General features: G+C 60.0%; 13 protein-coding genes. 2 read left to right on the forward strand and 11 right to left on the reverse strand.

Features of this window, described 5'->3' with window-relative positions:
* The first annotated feature begins 142 nt into the window (after window positions 1–142).
* Together R6X40_RS07110 and R6X40_RS07115 are read left to right on the forward strand one after the other, a co-directional pair.
* Entirely contained in the window at window positions 143–1,357 is a 1,215-nt protein-coding gene (locus R6X40_RS07110) for a bifunctional 2-C-methyl-D-erythritol 4-phosphate cytidylyltransferase/2-C-methyl-D-erythritol 2,4-cyclodiphosphate synthase (RefSeq protein WP_318412177.1), read from the forward strand.
* Window positions 1,354–1,854 carry a CinA family protein gene (locus tag R6X40_RS07115; protein ID WP_318412178.1) on the forward strand — a complete coding sequence of 167 codons (501 nt, stop codon included), beginning with the start codon at window positions 1,354–1,356 and terminating at the stop codon, window positions 1,852–1,854. The genes R6X40_RS07110 and R6X40_RS07115 overlap by 4 nt, the downstream gene beginning before the upstream one ends.
* 8 nt (window positions 1,855–1,862) lie before the next feature.
* Here the strand turns inward: R6X40_RS07115 and R6X40_RS07120 are convergent, their stop codons facing one another.
* From R6X40_RS07120 to R6X40_RS07170, 11 genes are all read right to left on the reverse strand, one after another.
* Entirely contained in the window at window positions 1,863–2,315 is a 453-nt protein-coding gene (locus R6X40_RS07120; protein WP_318412385.1) for a type II toxin-antitoxin system RatA family toxin, read from the reverse strand.
* Between the two features lie 72 nt (window positions 2,316–2,387).
* A complete protein-coding gene (locus tag R6X40_RS07125) occupies window positions 2,388–3,803 on the reverse strand; it encodes a pyridoxal phosphate-dependent decarboxylase family protein (RefSeq protein WP_318412179.1) in 1,416 nt (471 codons plus the stop codon).
* Between the two features lie 57 nt (window positions 3,804–3,860).
* The gene (locus tag R6X40_RS07130; RefSeq protein ID WP_318412181.1) at window positions 3,861–4,427 is read right to left on the reverse strand and encodes an AAA family ATPase; all 567 of its coding nucleotides are present in this window, start codon (window positions 4,425–4,427) and stop codon (window positions 3,861–3,863) included.
* A complete protein-coding gene (locus R6X40_RS07135; protein ID WP_318412183.1) occupies window positions 4,417–5,007 on the reverse strand; it encodes an AAA family ATPase in 591 nt (196 codons plus the stop codon). Before R6X40_RS07135 ends, R6X40_RS07130 begins: the two co-directional genes overlap by 11 nt.
* A 65-nt stretch (window positions 5,008–5,072) precedes the next feature.
* Window positions 5,073–6,056 (reverse strand): lipoyl synthase, encoded by a 984-nt coding sequence (gene lipA, locus R6X40_RS07140; RefSeq protein ID WP_318412185.1) that lies wholly within the window; start codon window positions 6,054–6,056, stop codon window positions 5,073–5,075.
* 97 nt (window positions 6,057–6,153) lie between these two features.
* Entirely contained in the window at window positions 6,154–7,599 is a 1,446-nt protein-coding gene (lpdA, locus tag R6X40_RS07145; RefSeq protein WP_318412186.1) for a dihydrolipoyl dehydrogenase, read from the reverse strand.
* A gap of 20 nt (window positions 7,600–7,619) precedes the next feature.
* Window positions 7,620–8,201, reverse strand: a complete 582-nt coding sequence (locus tag R6X40_RS07150) for a GNAT family N-acetyltransferase (RefSeq protein WP_318412187.1) — start codon at window positions 8,199–8,201, stop codon at window positions 7,620–7,622.
* Window positions 8,202–8,843 carry an SGNH/GDSL hydrolase family protein gene (locus R6X40_RS07155; RefSeq protein ID WP_318412188.1) on the reverse strand — a complete coding sequence of 214 codons (642 nt, stop codon included), beginning with the start codon at window positions 8,841–8,843 and terminating at the stop codon, window positions 8,202–8,204.
* 4 nt (window positions 8,844–8,847) lie between these two features.
* A complete protein-coding gene (locus tag R6X40_RS07160; RefSeq protein ID WP_318412189.1) occupies window positions 8,848–9,363 on the reverse strand; it encodes a hypothetical protein in 516 nt (171 codons plus the stop codon).
* Window positions 9,364–9,384: 21 nt separating this feature from the next.
* Window positions 9,385–10,725, reverse strand: a complete 1,341-nt coding sequence (locus R6X40_RS07165; RefSeq protein ID WP_318412191.1) for a pyruvate dehydrogenase complex dihydrolipoamide acetyltransferase — start codon at window positions 10,723–10,725, stop codon at window positions 9,385–9,387.
* A gap of 14 nt (window positions 10,726–10,739) precedes the next feature.
* Entirely contained in the window at window positions 10,740–12,116 is a 1,377-nt protein-coding gene (locus tag R6X40_RS07170) for a pyruvate dehydrogenase complex E1 component subunit beta (RefSeq protein ID WP_318412193.1), read from the reverse strand.
* Window positions 12,117–12,130 lie beyond the last annotated feature (14 nt).

Below are 12,130 nucleotides of genomic sequence, written 5' to 3' on the forward strand. Positions count from 1 at the left end.
AAATCACCCCAACGATTTGAAGCCCACATACCGAAACGGCATGGGCCGGGTGTTTTTGACGCTAAGACTGGAACGAGAGAGCTGTCCGGACATTCGGCATAGAGCCATGACGGCGATCTATTTGCAGGAACCCATATAGAAGATGCACGCAAAAGAACAGTTTTCCTGTGGTGTCGTCATTGTTGCTGCCGGCCGGGGTGAACGCGCCGGCTCGCTGCAGGATGGACCGAAGCAATACCGCGCCATCGGCGGGCGGCCGGTTATGACCCACACGCTTGACGTTTTTACGACATGGCCGAGGGATAAAACAATTGTGGTCGTCATTCATCCCGATGACGAAGCCTTGTTCCACCTGGCATGCAGCCTCGTTTCCGGCGACACTTCGACCCTTACGTTCGTCCATGGCGGGCCGACGCGGCAGCTTTCGGTATTAGCAGGGTTAAAGGCGCTGGAACAATCCGGCATTACCCATGTGATGATCCATGATGCGGTCCGGCCGTTCATCGACCACGCATTGCTCGACCGGTGCGTCTCAACACTGACACAGGGTGCTGACGCCCTTTTGCCCGCAGTTGCGGTTGCCGACACGCTGAAACGCGGGTCAACGGACGGAAAGGTCCTGGAAACCGTGCCGAGGACGGGCCTTTACGGCGCCCAGACACCTCAGTGCTTTCGCTTCGCGCCGATCCTGGAAGCGCATACCGATGCCGCCGCCTCCGGCCGCTCCGATTTTACTGACGATGCCTCGATCGCCGAATGGGTTGGGATACCCGTGACGCTGATCGAAGGATCGGTGGACAATGTGAAACTGACGATCAAACGGGATATAGCCATGGCCGATGAAAAACTGAACCGGAACGCCCTTCCGGATGTCCGCACAGGCAATGGCTATGACGTCCATCAACTGATCGATGGTGACGGCGTAACGCTTTGCGGTATCTTCATGCCGCATGACCAGACTCTGCTCGGCCATTCCGACGCGGACGTCGCCCTTCACGCCTTGACCGACGCCCTGCTTGCCACCTGTGGCGCAGGCGATATCGGCGATCATTTTCCGCCGTCCGATCCGCAGTGGAAAGGCGCCGCCTCGCGGATCTTCCTCGAGCACGCCGCAAAGATCGTCCGCGACAATGGCGGCACCATCATGAATGCAGACGTTTCGCTGATCGCCGAAGCTCCGAAAATTGGCCCGCACCGGCTGGCGATGCGTGAAAACCTCGCGGATATGCTCAACATTTCGCTGGATCGCTGCTCGGTCAAGGCAACGACCAACGAGAAGATCGGCTTCATCGGCCGGCGCGAAGGCATCGCCGCGATCGCCACGGCGACGGTTGTTTATGCGAGAGGCGGCAAATGAGTGGATGGCCCGACGATATCGAAGCCCAGGCAGGCAGGCTGATCGCCACGTTTTCCGAGCGCGGCCTTATGGTGGCGACTGCGGAATCCTGCACCGGCGGCCTGATCTCCGGGGTCCTCACTGAAATTCCCGGCTCGTCGTCTGTGGTCGATCGCGGTTTCGTCACCTATTCAAACGATGCGAAGATACAGATGCTCGGCGTCAACACCGCAACGCTTGAAGTCCACGGCGCCGTGTCGCGCCAGACGGCGATCGAAATGGTGCGCGGCGCACTCAGCCATTCTAAGGCGGATATGGCGGTTGCGGTCACCGGCGTCGCTGGTCCTGGCGGCGGATCTGAAGACAAGCCGGTCGGGCTGGTGCATCTGGCCGCAGCCAGCCGGAACGGCGCAGTGCATCATCGTGAGATGCGCTACGGCGATATCGGCCGCGATGCGGTCAGGATGGCGACAGTGCGCACGGCACTCGATATGCTGGAAGAGACGGCGGCGAGCTGAGGTTTCCGCTACGCCGTCGCGTAGATCGTATCGGCGCGCTTCTCGAAGGCTTCGGAAAACATCCGGAATGCCCGGTCGAACATAGAGCCCATGACGGCGCCGAGAATGCGGCTTTTGAATTCGTAGTCGATGAAGAAGTTGACGGAACAGCCGCCCTCGCCCATCGCTTCGAAGCTCCAGCGGTTGTCGAGATATTTGAACGGTCCATCGATATATTTGACGTCGATGATACGCTCGGCCTTGTTCAACAGGACCTGCGTCGTGAACGTCTCGCGGATCGCCTTATAGCCGACAGTCATATCGGCGACGAGCAATTCCTTGCCATCGCGCTCCTTGCGGGAACGCACGGTCAACGCCTCGCACAGCGGCAGGAATTGCGGATATTTTTCAACATCGGCGATCAGGTCGAACATCTGATCGGGCGTATGCTTGACGGGCCGGCGGGTCTCGAATTGTGGCATGGCGTTCAGATATTCAATGACGTGCGGAAAAACAAGATGTCTTCCCACCGTACTCCCAGTGCAAACGTTACGTCAGGGGATACCACCCTCACGCCTAACGTTACGATAGGCTTCGATGATCGCGCGCGCTGCTATCTCCACCTGCGTTGCATCCGTCTGATAATTACTGAATGACAGCCGCATCACATGTCTGCCCCGCCAGAGCGCCCCGGCAGCGAATGCCGTGCCGTCCTTTTGCAGGCGTGCGATCGTCCGCTTGGTCAGATCATCTGCATCGTCATCGCCCAGCCCGCTGCCAAAGCGGACGATCACCTGGTTGAGAACGACCCTGTTGATGATCTCAATGCCCGGTTCCGCGTCAAGCCTTCCGGCAAGGTCCCCTGCCGCGTCGCAATTTTGGTCTATCAATGCGGCGATGCCGTCACGCCCCAGATGCTTGATCATCGACCAGGTTGGAAATCCCCGCGCCCGGCGCGACAACTCGGGAACGTAATGCGAGGGATCGCGCTCGCCTTCTGCCGGCAGCGGCAGATAGCTTGCCGCGATGGACATTGCCCTGCGATGCGCCATTTCATTCCGAACGATCGCATAACCACAGTCGTACGGCGTCTGCAGCCACTTATGGCCATCCGTCGCCCAACTGTCGGCCAAACCGGCGCCCGTCGTCAGGCTACGTCTCTGCGGCGAAGCCTGAGCCCATAGGCCGAATGCTCCATCCACATGAACCCATGCTCCCTGCGATTTTGCGATGGGAACGAGCGTTGCGAAGTCGTCGCAGTCGCCGGTGTTGATCTGCCCGGCCTGCAAGATCGCAATTGCTGGGCCACGGACCGATCTGAACGCCTCGGAAAAGGCAGCCGGTCGCATTCTCCCCTGATCATCCGTGGCCACCCGCAAGACACGGTCATGACCAAGCCCCAGAAACTGGAGGGCCGAAAAGACCGTGGTATGCGCATCATCGCCGATGACGACCGTGATCTGCGGCGCACCGAACAGGCCTTGCTTGTCCACGTCCCAATCCACGGCGCGCAGCACCTCGCCGCGCGCCGCGGCAAGACAGGTGAAATTCGCCAGCGTCGCACCGGTGACAAAGCCTACCGAACTTTCACGCGGCAGGTCGAGCAGTTCAAGCAGCCAGCGCGCCGCAATCGCTTCAACGGCCGCCGCCGATGGCGCCACCACATGGTTGCCGGCGTTCTGTCCCCAGGCGGATGTCAGGAAATCGGCAGCAACACCGGCGGGATGGGAGCCGCCCATGACCCAGCCGAAAAATCGCGGCCCCGTCGGCATATGCAGTCCTGGCTCAGCCTTGGCAATCAGAGTGTCGAGCACGCTATCGGCCGGCGAGCCATGCTCCGGCAACTCCTCGGAAAATACGGCAACAGACTGGGCATAATCATGGGCCGGCCGTTGTGCCCGGTCAGCGACCGAGCGCCGGAACTCCGCGGCATATGTTGCAGCCCTCTGGAAAAGTGCACCAGCATTCATGCCTGCCTCCCAAGATTTGCGAACCCGGCGCCAGAATAGAGGGAACCCGCGACTGCTTCAATGGTCGCGAAGTTTCTCCAGCAGGCTGCGCGTCTCGGAATGCGACTTCAGGATCAATACCGGTACGTCGCTGCCATAGTCGGCCAGCTTCTGCTCGATTTCCGGACTTTCCGTCTTTTCGAAATTCCAGATGTAAGTCAGAAACTCAAACGTCAGACGCTCCGGGCAGTTCTTGGCCATTTCCGGACGTGTCTTGCCGCGAAACCGAATCCAGCGGCTGATGACGCCGTACAGCGAAACGTGGCGAGGCGGCCGCATCCATATGACGAGATCGGTGCGCGGCAGACGCAGCGGCAAGGTGCCGGGGCTTGTCCCATCCATGATCCAACATGGCTCAGTCACCGCCTGCTCGACGATGCCAAGCGCCTCGGCCCTTGGACGTTGCGTCCACCCCGGCATCCAGAAGACGTCCCTATCCATGGAGACGTAGGGAAGCTTGAATAGGCCCGAGAGGGTTTGTGCTAAAGTGCTCTTGCCGCTGCCGGAGCAGCCTATCACGAGAATACGCTCGGCAGAGCGAAGGGCCGCCGCGGTCTGTTCAACATTCAAGAGCTTATTTGACATTCACGGCTTCCATCGCCCGCTGCACGCTGTCCGTCAGAGCCCGGATGTCCCGGCGGCTGCGAAGCGCCAGAACCGGAATATCCGGCGCGTACCGGTCAAGCATCCGGGCGATGACGGGAGAAACACGACGTTCGAAATTCCAAATATAGGACAGGAATTCCAAATCCGGCAATTGTTCGGGGCAACCCGGCGCCATGTCTGGACGGACGCGGCCAAAGCTCGACGCGACCCGGCATATCAGTCCCCAAAGGCAGACCCGGCGTGGCACGCGAACCCAGATAACAAGATCGGTTCGTGGAAACCGCAGATCAAATGTGGATGGGCCACTGCCATCCATGATCCAGCGCTCCTTCGCAACACTGGCTGTTATCAAAGCACGCTCTTCGGCTTTCGGTCTCTTGACCCAACCCGGCAGCCAGAAAAAATCCCGGTCCATCGAGATGTAGGGCAGATCGAGTTTTTGAGAGAGTTTTCGGGACAGCGTGCTTTTGCCACCGCCGGAGCAGCCGATCACCAGAATGCGGCGTGCTTGCCGTAAAATCGGCAAAGCATCCTCGATTTCGGGGATATCGAACGGCATCGCGGCTCCAAACATTGAAGCCGCGCACCATAAGGTTCAAATCAGGATTGGCAACCTCCGGATCATTATCCGGCTGCGGCCGCCAGCTTCTTCTCGCGTGCTGCCCGCAGCCGGGCGAAATCGTCACCGGCATGGTGCGACGAGCGGGTGAGCGGGCTGGACGCGACCATCAGGAAGCCCTTGGTATAGGCGACGGTCTCGTAGGACTTGAACTCTTCCGGTGTGACGAAGCTCATGACCGCATGATGCTTGCGGGTCGGCTGCAGGTACTGGCCGATCGTCAGAAAGTCGACATCCGCGGTGCGCAGGTCATCCATCAGCTGCAGCACTTCGTTGCGCTCTTCACCGAGGCCGACCATGATGCCGGACTTGGTAAACATGGTCGGGTCGAGTTCCTTGACCCGCTGCAAGAGCCGGATCGAGTGGAAGTAACGTGCACCTGGGCGAACGGTCAGATAGTTGCCCGGAACGGTTTCCATGTTGTGGTTGAAGACGTCGGGCTTGGCGGCGACGACGCGCTCCAGCGCACCCGGCTTCTTCAGGAAGTCCGGCGTCAGGATTTCGATGGTTGTCAGTGGTGACGCTGCGCGAATCGCCCAGATCACCTTTTCGAAATGCTCGGCGCCACCATCGGCCAGATCGTCACGGTCCACGGAAGTGATGACAACGTGCGACAGGCCCATCTGCTTGACGGCCTTGGCGACGTTTTCAGGCTCGGCCATATCCAACGCGTTCGGCTTGCCTGTGGAGACATTGCAGAAGGCGCAGGCACGGGTACAGATCTCGCCCATGATCATGAACGTGGCGTGTTTCTTGTCCCAGCACTCGCCGATATTCGGGCAGCCTGCCTCTTCGCAGACCGTGACGAGCTTGTGCTCCTTCACGATCGATTTGGTTTCGGCATAGCCCTTCGAAGTCGGCGCGCGGACGCGGATCCATTCCGGCTTGCGCAGCATCTCGGTATCGGGCTTGTGAGCCTTTTCCGGGTGGCGAATACGGGCAATGCTCGTGGTTTCGGCAGGGTTGGTTCTGTCGAGAATGGTGACCATCGAAACTTTCACTTTCCATCGGGCGCCGCGTTCAAGCCGCGTCCATCGGGCCGGAAAAATTGGCCCGCCTTTCACATGGAGGCGAGCCGTAACACAATCAAGCGTTCAGTGCACGCCCGTAGGCATCCAGCACGCTTTCCTTCAACGTTTCCGAAATGGTCGGATGCGGGAAGATCGTGTGCATCAGGTCTTCCTCGGTCGTTTCGAGGTTCATGGCGACGACAAAGCCCTGAATCAGCTCGGTAACTTCGGCGCCAACCAGATGCGCGCCGAGCAATTCGCCGGTCTTCTTGTCGAAGATAGTTTTCACCATGCCCTGATCTTCGCCGAGCGCAATCGCCTTGCCATTGGCAACGAAGGGGAAGCGGCCAACGCGGATATCGCGGCCTTCGGCCTTGGCCTTGGCTTCCGTCAGACCAACGGAAGCGACCTGCGGGTTGCAATAGGTGCAGCCCGGGATCTTCAGCTTGTCCATCGGATGCACGTTCGGCAGGCCGGCGATCTTTTCGACGCAGATGACGGCTTCATGCTCGGCCTTGTGAGCCAGCATCGGCGGGCCGGCAACGTCGCCGATTGCGTAGACGCCCGGCACGTTGGTCTTGCCGTAACCGTCGATGACGATGCAGCCGCGATCGGTCTTGACGCCAAGCGCCTCGAGGCCAAGATTTTCGATATTGCCCTGAACACCGACAGCCGAAATCATCCGGTCAGCAGTGATGTTTTCGACCGAGCCGTCCTTCTTCTCGACATGGGCAGTGACAGAGTTGGCAGCCTTTTCGACCTTTGTCACCTTGGCGTCGAGGATGATCTTCATTCCCTGCTTGTCGAACTGCTTCTTGGCGAAGGCGGAGATTTCCGCGTCCTCGACCGGCATGACCTGCGACATGAGTTCAACAACAGTCACATCGACGCCCATGGTGCGGTAGAACGAGGCGAACTCGATACCGATGGCGCCTGAACCCATGACCAGAAGCGATTTTGGCATTTCTTCCGGCTTCATCGCCTCGAAATAGGTCCAGATCAGCTTGCCGTCCGGCTCGATGCCCGGCAGCGCGCGCGGACGGGCGCCAGTCGCAACGATGATGTGCTTGGCGGTGTAGGTGCCCTCGCCCAGCGTGTTCTTCGGGATCGGGCCTTGCGGCTGGACGATCGCCTTGGTGGTCTTGGCAACGACGATCTCGTTTGCCTTGGTGAGCTTGGCTTCGCCCCAGATCACATCAACCTTGTTCTTCTTCATCAGGAAGGCAACGCCGCCGTTCATGCGCTCGGCAATGCCGCGCGAACGCTTGACGATGGCCTGCAGGTCCGGCGAGATCTTGCCTTCGAGTGTCAGGCCGTAATTCTTGGCGTGTTCGGCAAGGTGCAACACTTCGGCGGAGCGCAGCAGCGCCTTGGTCGGAATGCAGCCCCAGTTGGAGCAGATGCCGGCCAGATGCTCGCGCTCGACAACAGCGACCTTCAAGCCCAGCTGTGCTGCGCGGATAGCCGCAATATAGCCGCCGGGGCCGGAACCGATAACGATGACGTCGTAGGAATTTGCCATTCTTGTTTCCTGCCTCTTCCTTAGGTCATGTTCCGGGCCAGCAGGACCCATTCATGCCTTTTGCTATCTTCAAAGAGCGGCACGGCTGGAAGCCGCGCCTTCTCTGTAAAATCGTTGGCTGCGTAAAGCGCCAGCGCCGTATCATTGTGGCTTTCGGTGATCAGGCTGACCTGCCTGCCGTTCGCCTTGTCAATTTCGTGGGCAAGTAGCACCCGCCCGATACCCTTGCCGCGATGATGCCGGTAGACACCCAGGCTGTCGATGAACCGGCTACCGATCACCTGCACCTGCAAATCCAACAGCGGCTTGATCACCGGATGCGGTGCCACGACCTCGCGAACATTCTCATCCAGATCGTAACCGATCGACACACCGGCAATCTCGCGGTCCCATTCGGCCAGCGTCGCATCTTTCCAGGTGCCCAGCTCGTCGTCCATCCGCAACCGCGACCGGCCCTGCTCCATGGCGCTATCCTTGGTTCCGCGCATCACGGCGCCGTGCCAAAGCCATGTCGCAAAACCATGAGAGGCGATATCGACCAGAATGGCCAGATCCGCCGCATCCCGCCGCTCTGCCGCCCGTAAATGCAAAGCCGCAGTCATTCAGAGCCCGAGCATCATTCGGACCATCGGCTCAAGGCCGCGTCCGATGGCGCGCGTATTGTCCGTATCCAGATGCACGCCATCGAGCGGCGTCGTGCGCGCTACCGAGCCGGCATCGAAGAAACCGCAGCCGAGTTCATCGGCGAGATCAGCATAAAGCGAGGCCATCATCGACGATTGCTCGACAGCCCCGGCAAACATGGCCGCAAAATTTGCATTCGCCGTTTCGCTTATTGCTGGCGGCGCTACGATCAGAATTTCCGGAGCCTCCGCCTGCACATCCGGCCAGCTGTGGTGCCAGACGAGCTTGACCAGTCTCTCTATGCCCTTCACTGCGCCAAAAGCGGTTCCGTGCACCACGGGCTTCATATCATTTGCGCCGAGCAGAAGGATAACCAGATCGATCGGCGCATGGGTCTGAAGGATAGTCGGCAGGATGCGCACGCCATTGCGGTCGCAGTCAGCCAGGTGGTCGTCATAAGCCGTTGTGCGGCCGTTCAAACCTTCGGCGACGACGTGAACGTCATTGCCCAGCGCCTTTTGCAGGACAGTTGGCCAGCGATTTTCCAACGCATGCCGGCCGCCGGTCTCGGCGTCATAACCCCAGGTCAGACTGTCGCCGTAGCAGAGGACTGTTTTCATAGCGTCATTCCTGTCCCAACAAACGGTCTATATCAGCCAAACCGTCAACGTCCTGCGGCAGCTCGATCTTCATGCGCGTCGCATCTGTGAGACCATAGGGGTCACCATCTCGGGCATCGCGAATGCCGGCCTCAATAACGGCCAAGCCGTCACACATCCGGAGGTCCTGGGCCGTACCGATATCCGCGCCTTTGAACAGCAAGCAGAGAGAGCCCATACCGTCAGCGCCGTTGCTCGAGGTCCAGACTACCGGCACCACCTTATCGCCCAGTGCCGCCGACCAGACGACACCGGTGCCGTCGGGTCGAAGATATTCGAGCTGGGGTATCCGATCGCTGTCGTTGCGAAACAAAAGCGTCCGGCCCGTGATCTGCTCGATACGCTGGGAAACCTGCTGGTTCAGGTCTTCCCCCTGAGCCGACGTCACGAAAAACAAGGGGAAAATGGCAGCGACAGTTGCGGCGCAGAAGCGCCGCAACGTCAGTTTCTTTTCAGCTGTGTTTTCCACGGTGGAAGACATCGTCGCGACGCTCTCTCCTGGTCAGACCAGCATGCCCATCGGGCTTTCGATGTAGCGCTTGAAGGCGCCGAGCAGTTCGGCTCCGAGCGCGCCATCGACGGCACGGTGGTCGGTCGACAGCGTCACGGTCATGACATTGGCAACGACCATCTGGCCCTTCTTGACGATAACCCGCTCCTCGCCAGCCCCGATCGCAAGGATCGTTGCGTGCGGAGGATTGACGACGGCGGCGAAGTTTTTCACGCCCATCATGCCCATGTTCGACACTGCAGTGGTGCCGCCCTGGAATTCCTCGGGCTTCAGCTTGCGGCTCTTGGCGCGGGCGCCGAGATCTTTCATCTCGTTGGAGATGGCCGACAGGCTTTTCAGTTCAGCGCTACGAACGATCGGCGTGATCAGGCCACCCGGGATCGACACGGCAACACCGACATCGGCGTGTTTGTGCTTGACCATGTTGGTTTCGGTCCAGGATACGTTGGCATCCGGCACGTCACGCAGGGCTAGGGCAAGCGCCTTGATGACCATGTCGTTGACCGAGAGCTTGTAGGCGGGCTTGCCATCCCGCTCCGGGCTTGCAGCGTTGAGCTGGGCACGGAGAGCGAGAAGCGCGTCCAATTCGCAATCGACGGAAACGTAGAAATGCGGAATGGTCTGCTTGGATTCCTGCAGGCGCTTGGCGATCACCTTGCGCATGCCGTCATGCGGCACGAGTTCGTAGGAACCTTCGGCGAAGTTCTTCAAAACAGCTTCGTCCGATGCGCCCTTGGCGAGCGGTGCCGGAGCAGCAGCGGTTACAGAAGCGGCGGCTGCAGGAGCAGCCTTTGCTCCGCCACCGGCAACTGCGGTTTCCACGTCCTTCTTGACCACACGACCATGCGGGCCAGTGCCGGAAACAGCCGAGATATCGATCCCGGCGTCCTTGGCCAGACGGCGGGCCAGCGGCGAAGAGAAAGTCCGCGTGCCCGAATGCGCCGAAGCGGATGCCTGTGCAGCAACCGGCGCTGGATCAGCGGCAACAGGTGCAGCCTCTGTCTTTGCCGGAGCAGCGTCCTCCTTGGCAGGTTCAGCCTTTGCAGCCGGGGCCGCACCACCGCCGGAAGCGGCAGCAGCAACGTCTTCGCCTTCAGCAGCAAGGATTGCGATCAGGGCATTGACCTTGACGCCCTCGGTGCCGGCGGCAACGACGAGCTTGGCAACGGTGCCTTCATCGACGGCTTCGACTTCCATCGTCGCCTTGTCGGTTTCGATCTCGCAGAGAACGTCGCCGGCAGAAACCTTGTCGCCTTCCTTGACGAGCCACTTGGCAAGGTTGCCCTCTTCCATGGTCGGCGAAAGGGCTGGCATGGTGATGTTGATAGGCATCTCTTCACCCTCCCTTATTTGTAGCAGACGGTCTTCACCGCCTGGACGACTTCACCGACATTCGGCAGGGCCAGCTTTTCAAGGTTGGCGGCGTAAGGCATCGGAACGTCCTTGCCGGCAATCGTCAGGATCGGCGCATCGAGATAATCGAAGGCCTGCTGCATGACGCGCGTGGCGATTTCCGTGCCGACGGAGGACTGCGGGAAGCCTTCCTCGACGGTGACCAGACGACCGGTCTTCTTGACCGATTCGATCACAGCCGGCAGATCCATCGGACGGATCGTGCGCAGGTCGATGATCTCGACGTCGATGCCTTCCTTTTCCAGTTCGGCCGCAGCCTTGACCGCGTAGGTCATGCCGATACCGAAGGAAACGATGGTGGCATCCTTGCCGACGCGGTGAATACGCGCCTTGCCGATCGGCAGGACGAAATCGTCCATCTTCGGCACATCAAACGAGTGACCGTAGAGCATTTCGTTTTCAAGGAAGATGACGGGGTTCGGATCGCGGATCGCAGCCTTCAAGAGACCCTTGGCGTCCGCTGCCGTGTACGGCATGACGACCTTGAGGCCCGGAATATGGCTGTACCATGCGGCATAGCACTGCGAGTGCTGCGCACCGACGCGTGCTGCTGCACCCGACGGACCGCGGAAAACCATCGGCGCACCCATCTGGCCGCCGGACATATAAAGGGTCTTGGCAGCCGAGTTGATGATGTGGTCGATCGCCTGCATGGCGAAGTTGAACGTCATGAATTCGACGATCGGACGCAGGCCAGTCATCGCAGCACCAACGCCGATGCCGGCAAAGCCGTGTTCGGTGATCGGCGTGTCGACAACGCGGCGTGGGCCGAATTCCTGCAGCAATCCCTGCGTGATCTTGTAGGCGCCCTGATATTCGGCGACTTCCTCGCCCATTACGAAGACGTCTTCGCTACGGCGCATTTCTTCAGCCATCGCATCGCGAAGAGCTTCGCGCACGGTGGTCGAGACCATTTCGGTGCCAGCTGGAATATCCGGATCGGACGGCACGGCTGCCTTCGGCTGAGCAGGAACAGTTGCTGCGGCAACAGGGGCCGGAGCTTCGGTTTTAACAGGCTCGGCAGCAGGTGCCGCTGCCTTCGGAGCGGCAACGTCGCTGGCGCTCTCGCCGTCCTGAAGGAGGACTGCGATCACGGTGTTGACCTTGACGCCTTCGGTGCCGGCGGCGATCAGCAGCTTGCCGATAACGCCTTCGTCAACGGCTTCCACTTCCATGGTTGCCTTGTCGGTTTCGATTTCGGCGATCACATCGCCGGAGGTGACCTTGTCACCTTCGTTTTTCAGCCACTTGCTGAGCGTGCCTTCTTCCATCGTCGGGGACAGAGCGGGCATCAGAATTTCGATAGGCATGATGTTTTCCTCGT

This window comes from Rhizobium sp. PL01 (assembly GCF_033447125.1).
Classification (GTDB): Bacteria; Pseudomonadota; Alphaproteobacteria; order Rhizobiales; family Rhizobiaceae; genus Pararhizobium.